A 25459-nucleotide genomic window follows, 5' to 3' on the forward strand; every position below is an offset into this window, starting at 1 on the left:
ATGTTACTGGGTGGAATGACGGCATTGCCTATCGGAAAATCACTGAAATTCGCCGGCATTGGCATAGTCATCGGCGCTGTGAGTCTTGGTGGCCTGTTGGCGCATCACCACTATAAAAACCTCACAGCACACGTGACAGCGATAAATCAGGCCAATTCGGTGTTAAGCAATGAAAATAACAGTCTAAAAACAGCGATAGGCACTCAACATGAGAACATACATCGCTTAAACAGTGATATTGCAGAGCGCGATAGCCGGCTAATCGCATTAGACGCATCACAGAAACGCTTAGAGAACGAAATTAAGCAGCAACAGAAGGAAAGCGACCGTGCTATTGAACAATTTAAAACCGGGCTGGCGAATGCGCAGTGTGCTGATCAGCGTATGCCTGATGGCATTATCCGGTTGCAGCACCAACGCACCGCCGAATTCAACCGGCGTTATGGTGGTTGAGAAGCGGGTGGAAGCTAAACGCCCGCCTGCAATAAAAGCGGTGATGTGCCTTCTTCCAGAAGATAACGCCACCCATTGGGGAGATAACGTGCTCTATAAAGAAAAAGTCAGACAATCTTTATCAGAATGTAATGACAAGAATCAGAGGGTAAATGACTTAAACGCAAAATTATAATTTTTTCATTGTGGCCTCTAAATTGTGGCCAATTATTTATACTAGTTAAAAATATAATAAATTAATTTTGATAAATTTTAAGAATACGGCTTTCATATTCTTCTGATTTTGGGACGTAAACGCGTAGTGGATCCTCACATTCATTCTCTGCTTTATCTGCTATCTCTGCATCAATTAGGCTAGCATAAAAAGCTATTGTACGGTTTTGATTACGTTGATCAGGACTACCGTTCTTAGCCTCAATATAATTAAGGCAATTCGTTAAAAAAGTAATCTCATGCGCTCTCAATCTACGGTATCTAATAATTACAAATGTAAACACCGCGAGGAAAAATCCTGTACATCCAACGGCACATGCTGCTATTTCATTGCATATTTCTCTCGTCTTTTCGGTACCATTTTTATCTATCCACTCACACATTAATCCAGTACTTTTCGTAATAGCGGCTATAATTGCAGACACAAGTGATGCTGCAGCATTTGCACTTGGGAAGCTGCAATAAGGAGGGGACGTCATATCTTTTTGCTTATCAGTTAATACACTCATTACACCAGCATCTGATGTTGCCTGATTAATTGCCGATATTAATTTTATAGCGGTTTTATAGCTAGTTAGCTGGCTTAATTCCATATAATTTTTTAAAGTTTTTCGAGGGATAACTTTCATTTTAGAACTATCGAATTTCTCATGATAAGTATCTAAATAATCGTATCGTGATAGTCCTGGCAATGGCATATCACATAATTCAATACGAGGAATTAGTATCTCTGGAATTTGGGGATTTTGCCAAAGAATAATTTGATTGTTAGTGGGGATATTTCTATTCATAACATTCACCTATATAAAAAACACATTAGCGCAACTATTAAAAAAAAGAACATTTTCATTACTTATTGGCGTAAGATTAAAATCTATTAATCTATATGGATTATTTTGAGCCTGAATTATCTTTATGGAATCATATTTATGATATGGGATTAGGTTTAATCTAAGATTTTTGTATTATAAAAAGAATAGTTTTCATGAAAAAAAAATCAATAAACAAAGAATAAACATCTTGTAGATTTATAAATAACAAGACCAACATATTGTTTTAAATAAGTTTAATCACGCAGAATTATATATTTACTTAATAAAAACACCCTACAAAAACATCTTTTTCTGTTTTTTAAACACATAACATTCCTATAATATCAGTTAAACAAATTTATTTTCGCATCGTAGATGCGAATTTTTTCAGGGTATCATCTCTATTTCTAAATCAAAGTCTGTCTAATATACTGGCTTTGCATATTTTAAACCCATTTACGTCATTGATCACGTAATCACCTTTATTCATATCACTGATTACGTGATAAAGTCACTATTTTATTGCTTTCAACCGTTCTCAATGGATTACATCAAGGGTAAAACATCTCATCTAGGGGAGCGTTACAGTGATATTGCAGAGCGCGATAATCGGTTAATCGCATTAGAAGCATCACAGAAACGCTTAGAAAACGAAATTAAGCAGCAACAAAAGGAAAGTTACCGTGCTATCGAACAATTTAAGACCTTGTTAGCTCATGCGCAGTGCGGTAATTGTCAACATAGTTGGCACCATTAGTGAATTTAAGCGGCCTGATTTTCTCGCTCAGGATTCAAGGCCACTGTGCCTATCCATTACCAGTTTCTTGTGCTGCGCGACCAGCGTTCCGGACGTGTGAGCTTAGCTTGACGATAAACGGCATCCCGCTGTTTTAAAATCATTTTGCCTTCGCCTCTGTGCCGTTGGCCCGGTGTCACATAATTTATCCCACTATGACGGTATACTTCGTTATACCAGCCGGTAAAATTATTCCCCCAGATACGCGCTTGGGTCAGATCACTGAACCCTTCTTCCGGCCACGTCGGCACATATTTCAGCGTCCGGAACAACGATTTCGCATAGGCATTGTCATTGCTGACCCGTGGGCGGTTGTGTGAGGGGGTAATAGCCAGTTACTGAAGTTTGACCTGCAGAGTTTGAGATGTCATCGCCGCCCCATTGTCAGCATGCAATACCAGGGGTTTATGCCCGCATTTTTCCTTCCAGACCGTGCGCTGAACCAGTTCCGCCGCTAGCTCCCCCTTCTCGGCTTCATGGACTTCATAACCCACGATTTTCCGGCTGAAAATATCGAGTATCATATACAGATAAAACCAGCAGCCTTTGACTGTTGACGGGAGCCACGTGATATCCCATGCCCAAAGCTGATTGGGGGCGGTGGCTGTCCATGTGGTCGGTTTGCCTCTCTTGTGTGCCGTCCGCTTCCGGTGATGAACCTCACCATGACGTCGTAATACCCGATAAAAGGTGGATTCACTCGCCAGATAGACACCGTTATCGGCTAATCGTGGCACGATTTGGGAAGGGGGTAAACTGGCATATTCCGGTTGGTGGCACACGGCTAATATCTGTTGTTCTTCTTCTGAGGTTAATCGGTTTTCCGGCGCAGTCCGGACAGCCAGTGGCCGCCGATCTTCCTGATGCGTTTGCCAGCGCCGCCAAGTGCGCTGCCTCAACGGGATCTCGTTGAGCGCCACCCTCAACCGGGCTCCGGCATCGACCGCTTTGCGCACCGCACCCTTAATCACCTGACGATCCTCGTTTGTTTTCTTCCTGACTCCGTTTTAATGCCGCCTTATCGTCACGGGCAGGCACTTGTAAGAACGCCTGTTTCCATTGCTGAATTTACTCAGGATAGAGTCCTATCTTACGGCAATATTCAGCTAATTCGATCGCATTGAGTGTGGCCGTTTCAATAATGACAGCCAGCCGGGCTTCTGCGGACCATTGTTGAGGAATTTTATCTGCACCGGGCACGGGTTTTCCTTCTGCTTTTGCCTGATTACGCCAATTATACAAGGTGGCCTCCGAGATGCCTTCCATTTGTGCAACTGCGGTTACAGTCATGTTGTACGGTGGTAGCAATTTAGCCAATGCGGCAGATTTACGTTCAGGTGAAATACGTGTCATTTTTTTCTCTATCAGCGTAGTTAACCTGAGCTCGGGATAAGCAGAATAAAAAAAGAAAGGAACTAAAAGCGGGTTCGGTGATCAGATCTTTTGACCAAAAAAGAAACTTTTCACTGGGGAACCCGCTATGCATAAGTTAGATACTAAGCTGTTAAATTATTAAAATATTAAACTGGAGAGAACTTAGTAATTAAACTTAAATGGAACCCAAACACCAGCATTAGTAAAGTCCCAACCAGCTATGCCACTGGCAGGATGGTAGTTCCAAACCCTACTACCCTCAGTAACTATAGCAATCTTAGTGCCGTCCTCCATCTGCAACCCTAAATCCACTGGAGGAGCTACAGAAGAACTGGTTTCCCCTACTACTACAGCTAACTCGGGAGACCTTCCGTAAGCACGCATAATCCTATACCTAGGTAAATCCACAAAGGACATCTCATTCGGAGCACCTTTACCATGCCAACGATTATAAGTTCTAACAAAAGTACCTTCATTTTTAATGTCGGTCATCCTAACAGTAGCATTTATATTGCCAATATCTAACAAACAATCCAGAACATTACCATTATTAGCTTTAATAAGGGGACGCTTAATATCTATAAAAGCCTTATCTGTGTAATCCTTCCTTACAGCCATAATAGCCACTGATCTACCTTGTAGTTGATGCAAGAACACCCCATCATTAATCGTCAATGAACCTTCATTAGGAACAGGTTTCCCATGCTCATCCAAGGCATAAGTAACTTCAATATCCATATCCCTAGCGCCTTCACTGTAGTATCCGTTTATAGTAACGTACCCTCCGTTAAACTGCATACCCTTACGGTTATTCTCATTATGGAAGTTCGTGATAACTACGCACTTCCCTGCATCTATACGTAATCCAGTCCGCTTATTCTTCTCAGTGCCGCCTGCTATATTAGCTCCTGTAACAGCAGAACAACTATTAAGATGAACTACGTTAGCAGAGCCAGCTATATGTATTCCCCACTCCCTACTAAGCTCTGTATGCACTCGGAAGTTATTAACCTCCCAGCACCATCCTGCTAATTGGTATCCAGTACTAAATCCTTTGATATATAGGAACTCATTATATGCACCAATACTTTGAGAGTTCCCACTTTTATGCAACAACCCATCTTTTACACCTACTTTAGTACTGTTAGGTGGAGCAATTAAAGCTAGATGGTCATACCCGCCCCCTAATGCAATATTCTGAGTAGTATCAAAACCATCTACATCCTCTGTAAATTCAATAGTAGTTATAATACCCCAAGTTTTCTTAGTCTCAGTCAGAAAACTTTTTTCGAATACACCTGTACCAGATATTCGTTGGCCTTTGTGTCTACAGAATGTGCCAGAAGATTTAAAGTATCCTCTAGGAATCTTAACATCCCCGCCATAATCAATAGCATTAGTCAACATGGCGTGAATATCCCCTTTAAATTTAGGAACTACACCAAAGTACTCAGCGGGTAATGGGTTAGCTACCCCTATACGAAGGAATATAACACCAGAATTAGATATTAATGTAACCCCTCCATCATCTTTAAAATTACCTGTAACTACTTTAAATAAGCCACCGCCACCTTCTAAATCACGATGCCAGTTTCGTAGCACTACAACAGTACCTTCAATTAAGTTGCCGTTATAATTTCTCATATCCTCTACAGCACTAAAAGCTATTGTACTTATACTATAAGGCATCCAATCCTTATCACCCACAGGGGTGCTATCAGGTTGTACTAGATAAGGAACAGTACCTATATACTTATAAATAGTACCTCCGTCCTTCTGGAATAAATCCCGATCAGAGTTAACTACACCTCCCTCAGCAAAAGATTTAATAGATACTAAAGCAGCATCTTCAATACCACTACTGGTTATCATTTCATTATTAGCCTGTACATTCACATTACTTAATTTGTTCATAGTATTAACATTATTCCTTGTATTCATAGTTTCTTCAAAGCAGTAACTGCTTCGTTCAATGTAGAGAATTCATTTGCTAAAGCTTTACTTTCCCTTTGATGTCATTGAAGTAACATTACCTTCAAAATGGATTAAATTACTATTACCATCCGGAATAGATACATCAATAGGATAATAATTGTTAGGTAAAAGACTCATAATATGTTCCTTATAAAAAATAAAAATAGTGCCAAAATTAAATTTTGAATTATATAAAGACAGATAAATAACTTTTTTATGTTTTTTTTTAAATTTCTAACTTAAACAAGTTAATTCATAAAATTTAATAGCTATCATTTCCGACACAGACATATTATATGTTTTGTTTCTTACTTAACATTAAAGTGCCTTGTATGATCTATGTTACAAATCGGCACTAAAAATAATAATATGTCAAAATACATGACATCCACCATATCTGTAGCTCAGAATTAAATTCACGCAGAATTGCTAATCCAGCAATAACTCTACTCTAAAAATGGGTTGATTTTGGAATGAACATTGTTTAAACATCACTAAATTATGAACACTGTTAAATATTCATAAAAATATTAAACCCTCCAGAATTTACAATTTTTTAGCTATTTTTAACTATATCTAGTTAGCATAGATAATAATAGTAATCTTCTAATATTTAATTAGTAATCTTATTTAGGAAAGTAGAGAGAGAAGTTATATATATTCAGATATAAAATAACCCCCTTTTAATGGGGCTATTTTATATTTCAGCGTATGATGCGGACTGCTGCACTAAATGAAAAACATCTCATCCATCGGGGCGTTATCCCCCATCTTTTCCAGGCACATTGCCTGAATGCCCTTACTGGCACACCCTCCCCCCACTTCCCGTAAAAACTCATACATCTGGGTTGGCATCGACAGGGAGGCAATTTTCGGGTTTTTCAAGGTGCGCTTCTTACCTAACTTCGGCCAAGGGATCGCCGCCATGGTATTCATGCCCACTTCACGCATATTTGAGACGAACACAGGCTTATTCCGGTATTCCAGCACCATGTCTTTTGCTGTCTCGCGTAAATCCGCATCACCCAAGAGGGATTCCATGTGTTGATGGACAACCTTTCTGTCGCGGGTAAAACATAAATGACTTTGGCGGCCGTTTTCATAGGTCAGGTAAGCGCGATAACTCATAATGTCCCTGTTTTGCTCATGCGTAAATTGAATTAATGACATTAAATTCTAACTGATTTTTTTATAAAAAACACCCAACACCCGGCGTTATCATGATGATTGGAAATTGTAGTTAACCTATTCTAAACACGTCGAAAAGCTAACTCCCGTATCTTCGCACTCTGAACAGGGACATTACGGTGAGTACTAACATTAAAGAATTCAAAGAACGTCAGAAAGACGTAAACGAGCGCGCTGCACAAGTCCTTTCCTTTGCAGCCCATGCCCAATTTCGGGATGGGGCGTTTATCGACGATCCACAGGAGCGCTATGACAGTATTTTAGAAGCAGCTAAAACAGTGCCGATGTTTGACGGCATGAACGCGGAATATGTCGGACAGGTCGCCAGCGCCTGGGCGGACAGTCTGGCGGAATACAGCGACCGCAACGGCCATTACCCGTCATCTGAGATGCTGGCCAACTGCCACCAGGCCTGTGAACGTTTGATCTTAGAAGCCGCGGCAGAAAAACATGAGGGTGTCGGTGCCGCGATGTTCGAAAGTGTCAAAGCGGATATGTCCACCAGTGAAGGCGTAATGCGCCAAGCACTTTTTGCCGCCCTGATTTTGCCGACAGCATTAGGCGCAACCACGGGTGATGCCTGTACATTCGTGCCCTGCGAACGCGACGAGTCATATATCTATGAAGTGTTCAACGTCGCCGGTTCTAAATTTGGCTCCTATAACATCGGTGATGAGCTGAATATGCAATCTGCCGGTGTTTACTCACAAATGAGCCGCACCTATATCTTCCCGGGATCACAGCAACCGGACGGCAGCAAAAGATCATTCGAATTTGATATTGCCCAAACGCAAGAAGGCCAGACGATGCCTATTCGTGCCGGCCGTACCGTATTGATGATCAACCGCAAACGCTCTGACCGTGATAACAAATCAGGCAAGGTTTACTTTGATAATCAGGATCATTCTGGTGCCACTTACTCCGCCACCGGCACCATTGATTATTCCAAAGGGAAAATCACCGTCGATTTCAATGGCGGAAAACCGCCAGCAAAAGGCACAGAGTTAGCTGTTACAGTTGAAATCGATATTGAGAAAAAAGCCGAGTTAATTTCATTGATTAACCACGGGATGCGTAAATGGGAAGTGGTGCCCTCTCAATATGTGTTGGCCGCAGAGCACACGATCCAATCACTGATGGATGCTAGACGTGAATTTGGTCTGGATTTGGCTTCCTTGCAGTTCTCCTCCGTGCGCAGCTGGTTGTCCCATGAAATTGACATGATGCGCTTGCGTAAGATTGTCTTCCATACCATTCACGGCAGTGAATTCGATATTGCCTTGCCAACAACCCAGCAATGGGATTCTTACGTTGCCCTGTTGAAATCCGCCATCACCAACGAATCCACCAAAATGACGAACCGGACGAAAAAAACGGGTATCCGTGGCGGGTTTGCGGGCGGTGCGGCGGCCAACTTCATTAAATCCATGCCGGAAACGTACTTTAAACCGTCTGAAGGCTATGTCCAATCGCCGCGCATTCAATTTATCGGTACGTTATTTGGGGTATACCGTATTTTTGAAGTCCCGGAGGCGGTCTGTCATCAATTGTCCCAGGAAGGTTGTCAGTTCTCACCAAACGACATTTTCTTCTACGGCCGGGGCGACAATATCGGCGATGCCGGTTTAATTGCCGGGGATGCCGTGCCGGCCATTCCGTTCGTGCATCCGACCACTACCTCGCTTATCAACCGCACCACCTTGTGGGGCTCTGCCGTGAATGAAGTTCACCCCCGAAACGGTGAAAAGTATTTCACCAAACTCACGCTGACCAACACCAAGATCGGGGCTATCGACATGCTCACCGGCAAGCTCATTGCGGAGGGTAAAACGTCCCGCATCGCCGCGGCACAAGAAGAACAAACCGAGCCGGGTTCGTCAGAATCAGAGAGCGAAAAAAAACGAAACAAAAAAACCACTGATTAAATTTCATTGATGACGACGCCAGATGAGGCGTCGTCAGGGATCTTCACACATGAATAAAATTCCTTTCGCTATCAGTCAGGCCGCCGGCGTGGCGATTATGCCGCCCAATGCGGATGCCACGTTTACCCACGCCACCGGGGGCGCCTCGGTGTTTGCCGGGGTGGTGGTGACAAAGCGCGGCAAACCCAACACCGTGCAGCTGGTGACCCCCGCGACATTGCAAAAAGTCTTGGGGGATCCCATTCACCCGCATTCCAGCGTCCATTTCGAATCCTACCGGCATGTCAACCAAGCCTTGCAAGGCGGCAATGGGTATGTGGTGCGCGTCGCGCCCAAGGGCATGCGGATCCCGATGTTAAGCTTGATGAAAGCCAACAATAACTTTGAACAGCCGGCACTCTTTGCCAGCTCCGATCCGGTCAGGCGGGAGCCGATGGGGGTGGGCGGTGCCTATTTTTCTATCTACGTGGATGACGGGGACGCCTCCGCCAACCGCACGTTATCCATGACAAAGCATCCCGACGCGGAAGGCATGTATACCCTGACCCTAAAACAAGTCGATGATTTAGGGAATAAAGTGACGTTGGACAGCATCCCGGTGTCATTACAGCCGGATGCGGTGGATGACATGGGCAATCCGGCGTACCTGCCGATTGCACTGGAAAACAACACCCATCGCCTCCGTGCCATTATGGGCTTTGGCGAAGACGCCCTGCCGCCGTCGTATCCGGGCTTTGAAGATCAGCCGTTTATCGGGGGATCTGACGGGGATATCACTCAACCCATTGGCAGCGACGCGTATTTGGATGCCATCAAGGTACTCGGCGCTGCCATGGTGAATTACACCGCCATTCTCTCGTTGGGCTGCTATGACGCCACGGCCTTATCTGAATTGGCGAAATTGGCCAATGACGTGCGGGTTGACATGTTCTGTGATCTCCCGCCGAACCTGATGCCGGCGCAGGCCATCAAGGAGGCCAGTGATCAGGGATTTGGCAGCTATGCCCATATTTGCCGTTACCACTTCCCCTATAGCTGTCGTGATGATTTTTCCGGTGCCCAGGTGGTGTATGGTTTATCGGGGGATGCCTTTACCGCGAAGGCGAAAGGGGTCGCCATGGTGGCGGATGTCGGCGGTTATCACCTATCCCCGGCTGGCCAGTCACGCGGCATTCTCCTGCGTAAAAAAATCAAACCGTTACCTGCGGCCGCGGAGATAGACCGCAACCGCTACGCCAATCAGGGCATCAACACCGTGGGGTTTGCCTCTGATGGCTCCGTCATGATTGACGATGCCGTAACCACCTACGCCAAGAAAAACTACCTCCGGTATCAGCATGTCAACAGCACGTTGAATGCGATTGCCCGTCTGGTTTATGAGGTGGGCAACGCCCTCAAAAATGAGCCGGATGGCGTGACCCGCCGTGGCCTAGAACGGGAAATTCCGCGACTGCTAGATCGTTTTGTGGCGTCAGAGGCGCTGGTTGCCCCCCGCAATCAGGAAGACGGCAGCGCGCCCTACGTGGTCACCGTCACACAAGATGCATTTGATATGTGGCACGTCAAATACGCCGTTTGCCCGACCGGGGTATCACGCCGGATCGTTGCTGAACCGGTGTTAATTCCATAATCAGTAGGTAAAAAAAATGAGTAAAGGTCTATTCACACGCGGCGCGCTGCAATCATCTCAGTTAAGCGCATACGCGACCCCCGTCGGCCAAATGGCGATGCTGGAATCCAACCAGGCCAAGGTTACCGGGGAAATGCCGTCACCGCCCTCTGACGAAAATCCTTCCCTGTCTGAAGCGATGCTGCTGGAAGCCGTCTACAAAAAAGCAGGGCAGGATGCCCGGGGCATTGCCGCCGCGGCGGTGATTGACTGGGCGCAAAACGGCGAAGGCACCTTCGATGCCTTTGATGAGTTCGCCCTGGGACTGGCGGATATCCCGCCGGACAGCGACGACGATTTCACCGACGCGCAAATCGACGATTACAACCTGTGGTTAGGGCTGATGGCCGATGCCGCGGTGGCCATGGGCGCCAGCCAACGTGATGTCACCGCCATGATCGACAACGCGGATGACGATGCGGCTGATGCGGTGTTGTCTGCCATTGACGTCTCGCCCGATGACGAGGACGACGCCATTGCGGAATTCGCGGTCACCGGTGATGACGACGGGGCAATGATGGAAGCCAGCATCAAAGTGGTACGCAATGGGGTGGTGAAGTTGATCCGCAAGCAACCGCGCCCGCGCCGCCTCAGTGCCGCCCAAAAAAGCGCCCTGAAAAAAGCGCGCATGAAAGCGCAAACCGCGTCGGCCAAGACAGCCCGTAAGAAATCCAATCTTGTCCGTAAAAAGCACGGTTTGTAACAACAACGCCGCCCGCGCCATCGTGGGCGGCATAAGGGGAATGTCATGATTTGTGGTGCAGTCATGCCGGATGGTATCAGCCCCTATCTCAAGGCGTATATCACCAACGCGGAGTCCATGGTGGTGGGGTATATCGGCGACGGTGCCATGGCGACGCTGCAATCGCTGTGGGAATCGCCCTTTGAGAATGATTCCATTGGGTCGATGGCGGGGATATCGACGATTGCCAATGGTGCACAGGTGATGACCGACAGTACGTCGGTGACCCGGATTAACTCCCTCATGGTGTGGCAAGGGCAAAAACCGCCGCAAATCACCCTGCCCTTGCATTTTATGGCCAAGCAGGATGCCCGGGTCGAAGTGCAGTCCGCCATCATGACGTTGTTGCAGATGGCCTCACCGGAGCTGGGTGTTGTCATGCCCGGCGGCAGGCGCCCGGAGCCGGTCGTTATCGATATCGGTCGCCGTCTGAAACTCACGGATGTGGTGATCCAGGAAGTGAGCTTCGAGCTGGATGCGCCGAAAACAGCGGACGGGTATTACACCCACAATACCGTGACGCTCTCGCTGTCCGGCATGCAGGTGCAAAACAGATCCGAAATCCCTTACATGTTTATTTAATGGAGTGAATCAATGGCAGGTTTCAGTAACAGTAAAGCCAATAAGGCGTTTTTGAAAAAACGGTTTAACCAATCCAAGGCTGCGGGGGAACGTCTCATCGGTGCCGATTATTGGATGGTCATCAAGGGGTATGAGCATCTTTCCATTTTGATCCGCACGACGCAGCTCGGGGAGTTTACCCGTGAAGACGTGGAAGATTACGCGCCGTCCGGCGTCAAAATCAACCAGCACGGTGTCTTCAGAAACCAGGGCGAATTTCAGTTTCAGTGTGCGGAAACCATCGACGGCGTGGTGTTGGCCGCGGTCAAAGAATGGGTGTTGGAAAAAGCCTATATCGACATCGATATTTACCTGGCCAGTGAGTCCAAGGATGGCGAATGGGGTAACCCTGTCCGATCCTATGAAATGGTGAAATTGTATTGTGACGCTGTTGACCTGGCGTCTGAAGATGTCACCGCCGTTGTGCGCCCGTCCATGCGCGCGGTGTACAACTGGCAGGAATAATCCCCCATGACACCGAGGCAACTCTTAGCGTCAGTTAAAACGCAATTCCGGCCACTGCTGGTCGTGGAAGAGGACACCCTGCAAGGGATGCTGATTAAGGCACTGACCGAATACCAAGATCGCGCGGGACTCATTAAACGGATCCATATCGAAAAAATGGCAGGGGTAACCCTGCCCTACCCGGAGGATTACCTTGAATTAGTCCATGTCATTGATAAGCGCAGCGCCCTTGTGTTCGCAGAGCCTTATGAAGGCGCATTACAACTCGAGTTAATGGGCGATGAACGTTATCCGCTGACATTGGTGTATCTCGCCAATATGCGGGATTGTGATTTAGCTCATTGGGTGATCCCCCCCAGTCTCTGTGGGGTACTGGAAAATTATCTCGCTTGCCTGATTGATATCCAAAACACGGAGCGTAAGCGCCGGGTGTCGGTATCCGGCAAGCTGGATGTCAGTCACCTGCCCGATGAAGCCACCCTGTATCAACGCAAGGTCGATCTGGAAGACAAAATGTCGGCTAACCGCGCCATTATCACCGGCGCCAGTTTAATGCCGTAAGGAGAAAATCATGGGGATCTTCAGTGGCATCGGCAAATCGCTGGGCTACAACAGCCTGTCCAGCTTTGGTAAGGCCGTCGGCAATCAATTTATCAGTAAGATCTTGGAGCGCTCAGCCTCCGTGCTTGCCGGCAGCACCGGCGGCGTGAGAGGCATCAATGATGAGTTTCGCCAGGCGAAATCCATCGCCCACGCTGCCCTGCGCATTCGCTATGCGCAAGGGTGGCAATGGGCGATTGAAGCCGACGGGCTGAATGGGTTGGATATGTTCGCGAAAGACATCACGTACGATTCCGTCACGATAGAAACCGAGGCAAAACAGATTGGTGCCGTCGTGTTCAACAAACCCACCCACCGGGCAGCGGGGACAATCACGGTCACCGTCCGAGACGCGGAAGACGGGGTAATTGCCCGCTGGTTTGACGAGCGGGCTAATCGTGTCACCAACGGGGATGGCACCGTTAATCTGCCGGCGGACTATGCCATGGGGATACGTCTCTATCGCGTGATGCAAAGCGGCGGTATCGAACTGGAGAGCGAATTTGACGTCTTTCCCCTGTCCCGCGGTGAGACAACCCGCGCCCGTGATCAGGTGACCGAATTCCTGTCCTATCCGCTGACCTTTATTAAAACGTCATCCACAGACAATGGCCTCGCTACCGTCATGGGCGGTGCCTTGCGCACGTCGGTACCTGGGAAGCTCAGTGCCGGCGATGTGATTAAATTTTAACGAGCTTATGTATGCAAATTCCTGATTTTCCCCTGCCCTCCCAGCCGGATGTCGACATCCGTTTTCGCATGCCCAACGTGTCCGATGCGATGTCTTACAGCGGCACAGATCCGGAGCAGGAAGAAGTGCTGACCACCCGCTATCTGAATGACATTCAGGACGGCCAAAATCCGCAGGATGCCGCCCTTTGGACAGCCCAAGACCGCCGCACGGCGCTCTGGTGGATTTTTTGTAATTCCAGAATCAACACCACGCTCACCGTGTCTTATGCCTGTTCACATTGTCAACAAGAACACTACTACGATTATGATGCCCGGGATCTGGATATGGCCGCCGGGGTCTTGACCGTAGAGCCCTTTGAAACCGTCACCCTTCCCGTCAACGGCGAGCCAACAGTCTGGGTACTGAAGCCCTTGGACGGCCGAGCCATGGAACACCTCGAAACCACCCGCAATAACCTGCCCCCCGAGGATCACCCGGATTATCACAATGAACGGGTTAATCTCCGGATCATGGAATTCGCCCACCAAGCCCATTTGGCCGAACAACCGGAAGACTTTCTGGGCGCCGCCCAGCACCGTTACGAACTGATCAAGCAGATGGCACTGGATACGGAGTTTTCACCGCTAATCGCCCGTATTGAACTCATGAACCGCCGCCTTGCCCATGGGCTGGCGATGAAGATTGAAAGAGGCACCGCCCACCTGTTATTACCTCAGCATACTTGTCCCCATTCCGGTAAGGAGGGTACGGCCAGCCACGCTACGCAGCTGTACACCCCCTTTCGGAATCACCACTTCTTTCCAGACTTTAGATCTCAGTGGATGGTTGGTATTAACAACTAACCTGGCACTTTACGGCAATCAACCCACCGGCGATATAGACCGGCTGCCGGAATGGCGGGCGTTCAAAATGAATGAATCGCTGGAAGAAAAGTTCAAGAAAAACACGTGATGGTGATAACAACATGGTCAACACAGCAGTAAAGCGACAAGAACAGGCACGTATCATTGAGGCAATTGAAAACGCCAGTGAGGCGGAATTGTCCGCCCTGGCCGATATCCGCACGGATATCCGTCACCTGTTCAGCGAAAAAGACAAGGCCAATGTGGGTGACGCGGGGGTAATGATCCGCCGACCATCACGCAGCGTCGCAAACAAAACACCGTTTAATGCCCTGGGGCTAAAACTGGTTGAGGCGGACAAAACACCGACAAAAAACCCGCCGCAGGCGAACGACAGCCAAATAGACGACACACAAGTAACACACAAAAATAATGCCACTGACACGCCGTCCAATACCGTGTCATTTAAAACCTATCTGGACAATAAAAACGCGCTGAACGGAAAGGAAAAAGCGCGGGCTGCCGTAGCGGCCAATAAGATTAAAACAAGCCATGAAACTGCCCCGACCACCGCAACACGCCCCGCCGAACAGCCGCGAACGGCGTCAGGCCGTTTTGCCTCAAAAGACAAAAGCGACGCCCTTAACGCCCGCCAAGCCCGGCAACAGGACAACAAAGACACCGTGAAAATGCAGGCCGGTTTTTTGCATAAGCTCGGCGGGATGATCGGGCAATCAGGCAAGGCACTGACCGAGGCCAAGGACGGGAGCGCCTTGGATGTCGTGGGCTCTGCGGGTGGATCGTTCTGGAAGGCGGGCAAAGAGGCGATGAATGTCACGTCCAGCGCGGTCAATAATGTGGTGTCATTGCATGACTGGGTGAAAGGCCAGCGCAAGGCAATCCAGCCCGCCACAACACAGCCGGCCGTGACCCGGTCGCCCATTCCCGCCCCGTCACTCGGGCATGAAAAGCAGACAAAATCCGCCAACGCCTTTGCTACACAAGGTCAGCATGACCAGACCAAGGCGATCAAGGAACAGACCAAACGGGCGCAGACTCAGGACGAGAAGGTCATTGGTTTACTTGAAGCATTGGTGGATAAAAATCACGGAAAGCAGGGCGACGGCATGCTGGGGACACTCTTCAGCGCCCTGGCTATCAAATCCATCGGAAAAAAAATCGGGCGCAAACTGGGGGCGGCTATCCTGTCCGCACTGGGGCTGGGTAAGCTCAAATCCTTATTGTCTCCATCCCGCACCGGCGGCAACCATGGCAGCGGAGTTGAAATTGATGTGGATGGCCGGGACAACAAGAAAAAGAAAAAAACAAAGGCCAAAAACAAAAATAAACTCAACAGCATCGGAAAGGGCGCCGCCAAAGCCACAGCCGCCGTTGCCGGCACGGCGGGCACCGTCATGGCCGGAAAAGCCATCCTGGACAGCGCCGAAGATAAAATCAGTGACAAGGCGACCCAAAAAACCGCCGCAACAGGCACAGAAAAAGCCATAGAAACGGGGGCTGCCAAAGCCGGGGCAGGGAAAAGTGCGGCCAAAACCGTGGGCAAAGTCGTGGGAAAAACCGCATTGAAAGCCGTGCCGATCGTCGGGACGGCCATCGGGGTGGGCTGGGATGCCTATGACGGTTTTACCGATACCGACGCCCAACGCAAGACCTTTAACCTCAACGACGATCAAGGCGTGACCACACGCCAGCAAACCGAGTATGCCCTCGCCAATGTAGCTGACCTGGGCGGGCTGGTGTCCGGCTCTGCCGGTTTACTGGCAGACGGCGCAAAATGGCTGGGGATGGACACGGTATCGGAAGCGCTGACCTTTGATGCCGGCGACATTGCCAAAGGATTAGATAAAAAAGTCACTGATGTGCTGAATTTATTCTCGTTTGGTGACGACAAGAAAAAAGCAGAGGAAAAATCGGTCACACAAAGCCCGTCAGAGATGGCTGAGCTGGTTCAGGCCATCATTGAAGGCGCAGACAACACCACCCAGGCGATTAATAAATTAGCCAGCCAAGCGCCCCAGCTGGGCACAGCAATCGGCCAAGACGGTAAAACCGTGCCCACCACGGCGTTTAGCCCCACGACACCCGCCCACAATCAGCTTGGCGATGGCCTGAACATTGGCGGCAAAAATGCCAACAACCGTAATTTCCGTAACAATAATTTTGGCAACCTGGCCTATGTCGGACAAAAGGGCGCGCGCCTTGAAGACGCCAACGCCCAAGGTCAGCGACGGTTCGCTAAGTTCGAGACACCAGAGGAAGGCATGCGGGCGCTGGCTAATCAGATTTCGTCCTATGCGAATGGCACCTCAAAAGCCGTGGGTTATCAAAAGCTCGACACCGTTGAATCAATCATCACGCGATATGCCCCTAAAAACGAAAATAACACCGACGCCTACATTGCCAATTTATCCAAAGCATTAGGCGTGCAGGCCGATCAGCAATTAAACCTGTCCGACCCTGACACCATGACCAAAATGATAAGGGCAATTTCAACCATTGAGGGGGGCAATCCCCAGGTGACCGATGACTTTATCAAAAAGGCTATCGGTACCCGCGACGCATCCGCCCGGGCATGGGTAGGCCAATTTAATCCGGAAACGCTGGCACAGGTGAATACCGCACGGGCAGAAAAAGGGCTCCAGGCGATTACCTCCCATGATCAGTTCAGCTCGCCAGAACAGGCCGGCACACCGGCAAAAACCCGGATAACGCCTGAATCGGGCGCCCAAAGTGTGAAACCACCCGGGGAGGATAAAAGCGGCTTTTGGCACAGCCTCAAAAACGTCCGCCACATCGCAGACGACAAAATCACGAAGCAGTTAGAGAGCAACCAGGTTGCCGGCATTCGCCTGAACAGGCCGGACGCCGGGCTGACCCTGCCGGAGAATGTCCGGGCGGAAGAGCTGCCCGCTGGGTTACACACAGCCATGCTGCCTGCCGACCAGATCGCCCAAGCCAATAAAGCGAAACGGCGTGGATCCCACCTTCACGATCCCCTGGCATCGGCACAAAGCCCTCAAGAACGCCCGTCGGTATCAACCCCCTCAGCCATGCCGACAGGTACCGACAATGACGCGAGAACCGCCGAGCCGACAGAGAAAACGGCGATACCGGTGGTTTCTGTCAATGACGTCAATCAGGCGATACCGGTCACCTCCCCGCCCCCCGCGGAGAAAGCACAACAATCCCTACCCGCGGCCATGGAAAGCGGGCTTTTGCCCTCCTTTTCAGACACGTTACAAGCGCTGTCTGATCTTGTCTTGCCCAGTGTCGGCGATACGGTCACCAGCCTGACCCAAGGTGTTTCCAGCAACGGCATGCTGGACGGGATGCTGGGGAAAATCGGCTTAGATAACGACAAGATCAAGGCGATGTCGCCCCTCACGGGCGCGCTTTCCCAAAAAATTGACGGCGGCGTCCACGGCATGATAGGGGGCATGGCCGATAGCCTGCGCCAGCCGATCAACATGGCTGATTGGCTGTCAACTCCCCCCTTATTGCCCGCTACGACACACCCTAAAAATAGCCTGCCCGTTACGCCGGCAACGGGGATCATCCAGCCCCCGACAACGCCCCCCCAACCCATGCCGGGCGGCTTTTCACAGGCACTGGCGGATATCGTCTTACCCAGTGCGGGGGATACCGTTAAAAGCCTGACCCAAGGTTTTTCCAGCGGTGGGATGTTGGACGGGATGCTGGGAAAAATGGGCTTGGATAACGACACAATCAAGGCGATGTCGCCCCTGACGGGCAGGCTTTCCCAAAAAATTGACAGCGGTGTGCATGGCCTGGTGGATACCGTCGCCAACACGGTTCGCCAGCCCGTGAATATGACCCTGCCAAGCCGCCTGCCCACGGTGACAGATTTGGCCGCCAGTGGGGCAAAAACCCCGGTGACCCGTGATAAATCGTCCAGCAACGCAGACAGCGCCATGCTGACCCAACTGCAAAAAATAGCGGCCTCACTCGAAAAACTGATCGGCGTTCAGAAAGAAGCCAACAGCAACGGAAAAGATCCCAATACCACCACTCACACCGCACAACCCGCCCCGCGAAGCGATATCCCGTTGGGGGCGGCCAACGAGGCACTCGCCGAAATGCTCAGAGACAGGAATAGCTGACGATGAATGAAATTGACTGCTTGTTACGTATAGACGCCGGGGGCTTAACCCTCAAGACCGGGGAAAGTGAAGCCTTGCCGGCAAGATTGGAGGAATGGCTGCGGACACCGGTAGGCAGTATCTACGGGTTGCCGGAGTGGGGTAACCCCTTGGTGGAATTCAAACATGAGCCCACCAATCAGCTGGTGGCCGTCTTTATTGAAAATCGTTTGATTTCCAAATTACGGGCTGACATCGCCGAAATCAGCCTGTCCGGGATACGTTGCGCCCCCGCCCGCGAGGCCATCGACATGTACATCATCACCTTTCAAATACAAACTGGCACCGTCACCATTGGACTTCAAAAGGGGGATTCATGACAATCCAGGACTTGCTCGACAAATTTAACGAAACACTGCAAAAAAATAGCTGGTGGGCGCGTTTTACCAACAGCCAATTTGTCAAAATGATGGCGATTTTTGGTGCCCAGGTTATTTACTACGCCCAAACCTTTGCCGAACGCGCCTTGGCGGAAGGGTTTATTTCAACCGCCACCAAACGCTCCTCCATTCTGGCCGCTGCAGAAGATAAAGGCTATGTCGGCCGGTTAATTACCCCCAGCCACGGTCTTGCCGCCGTGCGCAATAACACCGCCGAGCGCATCCAGCTGCCGGCGTTTTCAACTTACTTGTCTGAACAACAATACCCCTACATGATCCTGGATGTGTTAGATATTCCCGCCGGGGAGACGATAAAGGATATCAGCATCAAACAAATGGAAATTGTCAACGTCACAAAAGTCGTTCAGCAGGAAGAGGATTTTATGTCGGTCACCCTGCCGAAGAGCCTGACCGCCGAATGCGTCAAAATCGACGTCTATGTCACCATTGACGGGGTTGAAGAATTATGGGAAGAAAACCCGCAATTTCGTCTCGCCACCGGCACCAGCCAGAACTATGTGCTGTTTTACAAACCGACCGAGCAGTTAGGCATTCGCTTTGGGGATGGCTCTATCGGTAAAAAGCCCCCGGAGGGCAGTCTCATTGATATTCACGTTTGGTGCAGTGCTGGTGATATCACCCTGGTCGAAGGCCAAAAATTGATACCGTCAAATGCCTTTTCGCCCTTCACCCACCGCTTAGACATTGTGACCACCTCCCCGATCACCGGCGGCGCCGGCAGTGAAACCACGGAAGAAATCAGGAACCGTGCCCAATACTACATTGCGTATGACGATCAGGTCGTCTGGGGCGGGGATTATAAGTTTTACCTGAAGTCAAAAATTGTCGGCACCTCCTGGCTGAACATCTGGGGAGAGCAGCAACAGGAAAAAGCCACCGGCATTAAAGATCTGAACAACATTAACGCGATTTTTATTTGTGGCCATAAACCGCAATCTACTCAGGAATGGCTGAAAAAAGAAATTTTAGATGCCTTAGAATCCATCCCCAATGCGCTGAACAAAAAATTCGTTTATGTCGATTCGCACGAATTGCCGTTTACGATAAAGCTCACGGGGATCGCCCGTAAAAGCGTCATTATCTCTGACGCCAAAAACCAACTCCGTGAACGCTTAACCACCCAGTTCGGACGCGATGCCAGTACCTTTGATGCAAACAGCACCGGTGACTTTGAACAGATACGGGTCAATAACCTGTGGGCGTGCGTTGAATCACTGGGCGTATTGGTGGAATTCAACATTGAGGTCATCGGTATGACGGAAGCCACCCAGTTGAACGATTTTATCTATCTCGATACTGAACATTCAGTGTTTGATATCTCTTATTAAGGCCGGACATGATTAAGGATTGGTTGAAGAACAGGCTGACACCTGAAAAGCAAAAATCGACGCTGTGGTGTGAATTTACGGACAGCTTACAAGCCGTCTTGGAAGCCACGGTAGAGCCCTTGCTGGAACGGATTTCCAACCGGAAGTCGATCTTTACCATGCACCCTGAAGATCTGGATAAGCGCGTTGCAGAGCTGGGGAAATTTTTTATCATCCGGACAGAAAACGAGAAGAGCAAACCGGTCTTGCTCTCCCAGAGGCTGGATGAGATCCATTTTAAAGGCACGGAACGCCCCATCTCCTCCACCTTCTGGCGGGAATTTAACAACCTGCCGGCCAAATGGGAACCGTTGTGGGCGCCCGTCGATCAGATGCATTTTCCCTACGGGACAGTGTTCCTCCCGAAGAACCTGGCCGATGCCGCCCAATCCAAGTATGGCGAATTTTTCCTGACGTCACGCGGTGTTATCCAGCTCTCGCTCAACACGCTGTATGAACAGTATGGCTACAAAGAGCAGGCCAAGTTGTTCAGCCGGCTCACACGGCAATTCGACCAAATCATCGCGCCCCTGATCCCCTTAGAAATCGTGTTTAACGGCTTCCATTTTTTCTTTTACTTCACCATCACCGAGGAAGCCGAATCACTGATTCTCGAACAACTCCATGTACTCATTGATGCCAATTTTCAATTTCAGGATGCGCTGAACCTATTGTCAGGCAGCACCCGGCAGTTAGCCGTGCCCAATCAGGTCATCCGTGCCATCATTCGCCCGCTGAAACAAACGGCTTATCGTTTTGATGAAATGCCGCTGGATGCGTGGGCGCTGGACTTGCACCACACGCCCCCGATTATTCCCGTGCCTTTTGGCACACAACCGGATCCCCGGTTAATCCTCGTTGATAACCAAATCTGGATAACGACAGGAGGGCATTACGGGTGCCTGGTGTCATTAACAGGGGAGGGGACAACACGCTATTCCTTTCCCTCCTGGGCAGAAAAAGCCTGTTTGCCTATTCCGGCGGAAAAAATCGCCCAGGTAGAAAAAATTACGTACTGTGTGATGCCGGAGTTTGTGCTTTATGAAGTACCACTGGCAGCCCACAGCGAGGCTGTCTACCTTGACCGCAAAACGGAACAAGTCAGCATCAGTGCGATACCGGAAAAACACGACCAGGTTAAAAAGGTGCAGGCAGGCTCCGAACTTTCATTCAGTATGACACCGGCCGAATTCAAAACAAAAACCACCCGCTTAAACATGGATGAAGTCCCATTAGATATGTGGGCACTGGATATCAACGTTCTTGCCCCCCCGGTATTTATGGGTGACATCCGCCTGAGAGAGGAGTCCGGTCGGATTATGCTTGAAATGACGGGACAGCGAGGCTGTCTGGTGAGTTATTCAGATGGGAAAATGAGTAGTTATGAATTCCCGTCGGGCGCAATGGAGGTACAACTTCCACATGACGGTTTACACGCATTTAAAGACATCGTAAAAATAGTATTTATCTAAGAATAGTTGGCGAACAAGGGGGTTGTTTTTATGGTTGAGGTTAATAAAAACGATTTATTTAGACTCAATTGACACAATTTCCCTTGGGTTTGGCAGATACTGAACCAGCGTCACTTCCCTACTTAACCCAAAATATCTAACTAGGAATAGCTGGCGAACAAGGGGGTTGTTTTGAGGTTGAGGTTAATACAAACGATTTGTTTAGCCTCAATTGACACAATTACTCTTGAGTGTGGTAGGTACTGAACCAGCATTAGTACCTTACATAACCAAAAATATCCGACTAGGAATAGTTGGCGAACAAGGGGGTTGTTTTTGAGGTTGAGATTAATAAAAACGATTTATTTAGCCTCAATTGACACAATTACTCTTGAGTGTAGTAGGTACTGAACCAGCGTTAGTGCCCTACATAACCCAAAATATCCGACTAGGAATAGTTGGCGAACAAGGGGGTTGTTTTTAAGGTTGAGGTTAATAAAAACGATTATTTAGCCTCAATTAGCACAATTGCCCTTGAGTATGGTGAGGCACTGAAGCAACGTTATAAAACACCATGAATCTCTGATCAATCCTAAGGGTTTCTGTAATAAATTATAGTTCAAATATACTGCCATAAAATACACATAATTAGGTTGTTTTATGGCAGATGCTCTCGCCTCCGTCTCCAACGGAAAGCTCTATAAAGGTCAGTTATTGAAATATTATTACAGCCGCCGCGCGGAATCCGCCATCGGTGTTAACGGCCAATTCGTGATAACCAAAGGCTGGTTTGGGACTTCCACCCTGGTCACCCCAAACCCAACCGGGGGCTGGGACATTGCTGATATTCCGCTGGATTTTGCCAATACGGACTTGTTGAAAAAATTCGCCGAATGCACGCTGATTTGTACCGTCTCCGGCAGTACCATTTCAATCAATGCAACCATTCCTGAAGCCGATCTGCCCGATGATACCGCCTTTGATTTCAATACACTGGCACTGGTGGATAACAAAAGTAATATTTTTGGTGTCCTGTGTTGCCAACAGGACACGCTGCATAAAGGCAAATTATTTACGGCCTTAATGACCATCGAGCAGAAGGTAGCCTAATGTCCCAAGTCATCAACGAAGCGGCTGTATTGTCCAGTGACAGGGGATCCCTGCCACTGTTAGCCGATATGCAATATTTGGAGCCTTATACGTCCAGTGCCTTAAACCGGAAATTTAAAGGGATTTTGAGAGCGGGCATTTATACCGGCTTTCAGGCCAAAGCGGGCACTGGCCTGTCGGTGATGATTACTTCATCCTCTGAGAACGATGGGCAGGGCGCAGCCTCAATCAACGTCGGCAAAAACCAGATTTCCATTCAACAGGTGAAAGATGTCCTTGTGCCGGTTCCGGCCAGTAAAACCAGCATTATTGCGCTTGAAGCCAATTTCGAGTTCGGTAAGGCCACCAACCAAGTGAATGCGTCCTCCACGATCAAAGCGGCTCATATCATCGTTATCGACGTTTCTCAGGGCATATCTGACAACCAATTAGAATTGTGTCGCGTTAACGTGCCGATGGATGCTAAGGCAGTGACAGACGCCATGATTGATACGTCCCATCGCGTTGCTCAAACCGTTGGTATCACATTAAGTGAGAAAACAAACAGCGACGAAGAGGGGATCGCCGCCAATTCAAAAGCAATCAACCAACTGAGAAAAGAGTTGCTGGGTAATACAGGCAAACTGGTCAACGATGCCAAAAACATCGCTGACAGTGCCAATATCAACGCCAACGGGCGTGTTCCGTCTGGCCGCACAGTCAATGGTAAACCGCTGTCCGGTGATATTGCCCTGACTGCCGGTGATGTCGGCGCGTACAGCAAAGGCGAAACCTATAACAGGGGGGAAATCGATGGCCGTGTTAATGACGTCAGAAACGTGGTCAACAACGCCAACAATAACGCCAATAACCGCCTCGAAAAATCAAAGAATGGCGCGGATATTCCCGATAAGAATGCGTTTATTAATAACCTTGGTTTGGTGGAAGTGCGGGACAAGGCCAGGAATGCGGTGCCCAGCGGGCGCCGGGTCAACGGCAAACCATTAGCCGGGGACATCAGTCTGACCGCCGCCGATGTCGGCGCCTACAGCCGCGGGGAAGTCGATGCCCGGGTTAATGACGCTAAAAACGCATCGAAGTCTTATAGCATTAGCGGAATGAGGTTATCTAATTGTCGATTTACCTCTTTAGACAGGTCTACCATTAATGAGTATGTTAATGGCCATCTTTGGTGGAGAGGTGCCAAAGGCAAAGTAATAGCGCCTTATAATGATAGTGGCAGATTAAAAGGTGAAATATTTCTGAATATCTATCATCATGATAATAATGGAAGTCGAGGTAATAATGCTGTTGTCTGGACGCAAAAACAATTCGCTTCGTTACAATATTTTATAAATGGTCAATGGGTTAATATCGCTGACGATGAATATAAAATAACCAACTTAGATACTGCATCTAATCCCCCTAGGTAGATTCTATTCAGATGGCAGATATTAATTTATAAAACCATTAAATCTATCTTATTAACAATGATTTATTAAAAACAATAATCATTAATATATGACAATGCTTAATATAAAAAATTTCAAAGAATATACACCAGAAAATCCTAAATTTGGTGAAAACGTCATTTATTTGATTTCCGATGACGGTCAGGATTGGTATGAGTGCCAGAAAAAATACCGAGATGACACATTAAAAGTGGAATATTACACGGATGGCACCATAGTCAGGACATCAAATGATGTGTCACGATTATGTCCCTACTATGCCAGTGTGATAGAAATAGAATTTGAAGGCGAATTGTATATCAATCAATATCATGTTGATAATGGCAAGGTTGTCAAAAAAGACGCCCAAAAATTAGCGCAGGAAGCCCAACTGGAAGCTAATCGCATCAAACAGGAGTTAATGTCTGACGGGCAACAACGTATGCAAACATTGCATTCAAAATTATTACTGGGACGGATTACCGAAGAGGAACGCCAGCGATTAAACCAATGGCTGGATTATGTGGATGCAGTTGAGGCGCTAGACACATCATCTGCACCTGATATCCCGTGGCCGAAACAACCACTATAAAAACGATATTCATCTTTGATAATTGACGCCGTATGTGGCGTCAAATCAAGTATGGTTTAATGTCGGCCACTACTCCCACGTTCATAATGTGATGTATTTAAGTCGCTTGTCATAAAATCATCTTCCGCAATAGTGACCCAAGCTCCATTCATCAGATATTGTATTACCGCATAATGTCTCTGCTGGATTTTACTAGCATTATTAGTTGTATGAGTGACGATATTAAGAAGAACTTCACCTTTCAACCTACCCGAATCATCAATTTTAGTCCCGCCTCTCGTCGACCCAAAAGGGCCAGGTGTTCCTCCAATTGCAACTAAGCCACCATTTCCATTTCGCCGAATTGCAGATATTCGCATCCCCCCCATTGTGTGACTGGCAACGGCCTTCACTTCAGCGATGCGTCCCTCCATTTCACCCCGGCTATACGTTTCCCCGCGGCTATAGGCGCCGACATCGGCGGCGGTCAGACTGATGTCCCCGGCTAATGGTTTGCCGTTGACCCGGCGCCCGCTGGGCACCGCATTCCTGGCCTTGTCCCGCACTTCCACCAAACCAA

21 protein-coding genes and 1 pseudogene are annotated in these 25459 nt (G+C 48.6%); 17 read left to right on the forward strand and 5 right to left on the reverse strand.

Features of this window, described 5'->3' with window-relative positions; translation table 11 throughout:
• Together BM100_RS12445 and BM100_RS23065 are read left to right on the forward strand one after the other, a co-directional pair.
• Positions 1 to 453 (forward strand): DUF2570 domain-containing protein, encoded by a 453-nt coding sequence (locus tag BM100_RS12445; protein WP_092511391.1) that lies wholly within the window; start codon positions 1 to 3, stop codon positions 451 to 453.
• Positions 443 to 628 (forward strand): hypothetical protein, encoded by a 186-nt coding sequence (locus BM100_RS23065; protein ID WP_092511393.1) that lies wholly within the window; start codon positions 443 to 445, stop codon positions 626 to 628. Before BM100_RS12445 ends, BM100_RS23065 begins: the two co-directional genes overlap by 11 nt.
• Before the next feature lie 61 nt (positions 629 to 689).
• On the opposite strand, the gene BM100_RS12455 is transcribed toward BM100_RS23065, so the two are convergent.
• From BM100_RS12455 to BM100_RS12475, 4 genes and pseudogenes are all read right to left on the reverse strand, one after another.
• Positions 690 to 1457, reverse strand: coding sequence for a hypothetical protein (locus BM100_RS12455; protein WP_092511395.1), 768 nt, complete (start codon positions 1455 to 1457; stop codon positions 690 to 692).
• An 834-nt stretch (positions 1458 to 2291) separates the two neighbouring features.
• Positions 2292 to 3627 (reverse strand): annotated as a pseudogene (locus tag BM100_RS12465) (IS3 family transposase).
• 183 nt (positions 3628 to 3810) lie between these two features.
• Positions 3811 to 5562: a hypothetical protein gene (locus tag BM100_RS12470; RefSeq protein WP_092511399.1), complete on the reverse strand. Its 1752-nt coding sequence runs from the start codon at positions 5560 to 5562 to the stop codon at positions 3811 to 3813.
• A 789-nt stretch (positions 5563 to 6351) separates the two neighbouring features.
• Positions 6352 to 6750, reverse strand: coding sequence for a hypothetical protein (locus BM100_RS12475; protein ID WP_092511401.1), 399 nt, complete (start codon positions 6748 to 6750; stop codon positions 6352 to 6354).
• 179 nt (positions 6751 to 6929) lie between these two features.
• On the opposite strand from BM100_RS12475, the gene BM100_RS12480 reads away from it, so the two are divergent.
• The 15 genes from BM100_RS12480 (at position 6930) to BM100_RS12550 (ending at position 24900) form a co-directional block, all read left to right on the forward strand.
• Complete coding sequence (locus BM100_RS12480) at positions 6930 to 8735, forward strand: capsid protein (RefSeq protein ID WP_175494951.1); 1806 nt, start codon at positions 6930 to 6932, stop codon at positions 8733 to 8735.
• A gap of 49 nt (positions 8736 to 8784) precedes the next feature.
• Positions 8785 to 10365 carry a hypothetical protein gene (locus BM100_RS12485; RefSeq protein ID WP_092511403.1) on the forward strand — a complete coding sequence of 527 codons (1581 nt, stop codon included), beginning with the start codon at positions 8785 to 8787 and terminating at the stop codon, positions 10363 to 10365.
• Positions 10366 to 10381: 16 nt separating this feature from the next.
• Positions 10382 to 11107, forward strand: a complete 726-nt coding sequence (locus BM100_RS12490; protein ID WP_092511405.1) for a hypothetical protein — start codon at positions 10382 to 10384, stop codon at positions 11105 to 11107.
• A 45-nt stretch (positions 11108 to 11152) separates the two neighbouring features.
• Positions 11153 to 11728 carry a hypothetical protein gene (locus tag BM100_RS12495; RefSeq protein ID WP_092511407.1) on the forward strand — a complete coding sequence of 192 codons (576 nt, stop codon included), beginning with the start codon at positions 11153 to 11155 and terminating at the stop codon, positions 11726 to 11728.
• Between the two features lie 12 nt (positions 11729 to 11740).
• A complete protein-coding gene (locus BM100_RS12500) occupies positions 11741 to 12232 on the forward strand; it encodes a baseplate protein (protein ID WP_092511409.1) in 492 nt (163 codons plus the stop codon).
• A gap of 6 nt (positions 12233 to 12238) precedes the next feature.
• Positions 12239 to 12793, forward strand: a complete 555-nt coding sequence (locus BM100_RS12505) for a hypothetical protein (protein WP_092511411.1) — start codon at positions 12239 to 12241, stop codon at positions 12791 to 12793.
• 10 nt (positions 12794 to 12803) lie between these two features.
• Entirely contained in the window at positions 12804 to 13523 is a 720-nt protein-coding gene (locus BM100_RS12510; protein ID WP_092511413.1) for a hypothetical protein, read from the forward strand.
• Between the two features lie 11 nt (positions 13524 to 13534).
• Entirely contained in the window at positions 13535 to 14368 is an 834-nt protein-coding gene (locus BM100_RS12515) for a hypothetical protein (protein WP_092511415.1), read from the forward strand.
• 71 nt (positions 14369 to 14439) lie between these two features.
• Positions 14440 to 18510 (forward strand): hypothetical protein, encoded by a 4071-nt coding sequence (locus tag BM100_RS12520; RefSeq protein ID WP_092511417.1) that lies wholly within the window; start codon positions 14440 to 14442, stop codon positions 18508 to 18510.
• A 2-nt stretch (positions 18511 to 18512) separates the two neighbouring features.
• The gene (locus BM100_RS12525; RefSeq protein WP_092511419.1) at positions 18513 to 18869 is read left to right on the forward strand and encodes a hypothetical protein; all 357 of its coding nucleotides are present in this window, start codon (positions 18513 to 18515) and stop codon (positions 18867 to 18869) included.
• Positions 18866 to 20278, forward strand: a complete 1413-nt coding sequence (locus tag BM100_RS12530) for a baseplate J/gp47 family protein (protein ID WP_092511421.1) — start codon at positions 18866 to 18868, stop codon at positions 20276 to 20278. The genes BM100_RS12525 and BM100_RS12530 overlap by 4 nt, the downstream gene beginning before the upstream one ends.
• A gap of 158 nt (positions 20279 to 20436) precedes the next feature.
• The gene (locus BM100_RS12535; RefSeq protein WP_139216960.1) at positions 20437 to 21789 is read left to right on the forward strand and encodes a hypothetical protein; all 1353 of its coding nucleotides are present in this window, start codon (positions 20437 to 20439) and stop codon (positions 21787 to 21789) included.
• 639 nt (positions 21790 to 22428) lie between these two features.
• Positions 22429 to 22878 (forward strand): phage tail protein, encoded by a 450-nt coding sequence (locus tag BM100_RS23600; RefSeq protein WP_244590671.1) that lies wholly within the window; start codon positions 22429 to 22431, stop codon positions 22876 to 22878.
• Entirely contained in the window at positions 22878 to 24290 is a 1413-nt protein-coding gene (locus BM100_RS12545) for a hypothetical protein (RefSeq protein WP_092511425.1), read from the forward strand. Before BM100_RS23600 ends, BM100_RS12545 begins: the two co-directional genes overlap by 1 nt.
• A 94-nt stretch (positions 24291 to 24384) precedes the next feature.
• The gene (locus BM100_RS12550) at positions 24385 to 24900 is read left to right on the forward strand and encodes a tail fiber assembly protein (protein WP_169924734.1); all 516 of its coding nucleotides are present in this window, start codon (positions 24385 to 24387) and stop codon (positions 24898 to 24900) included.
• A gap of 56 nt (positions 24901 to 24956) precedes the next feature.
• Here the strand turns inward: BM100_RS12550 and BM100_RS23955 are convergent, their stop codons facing one another.
• Positions 24957 to 25421 carry a hypothetical protein gene (locus BM100_RS23955; protein ID WP_175494952.1) on the reverse strand — a complete coding sequence of 155 codons (465 nt, stop codon included), beginning with the start codon at positions 25419 to 25421 and terminating at the stop codon, positions 24957 to 24959.
• Positions 25422 to 25459: the final 38 nt, after the last annotated feature.

Origin of the sequence: Xenorhabdus mauleonii, assembly GCF_900113945.1 — a bacterium.
Lineage (GTDB): Bacteria > Pseudomonadota > Gammaproteobacteria > Enterobacterales > Enterobacteriaceae > Xenorhabdus > Xenorhabdus mauleonii.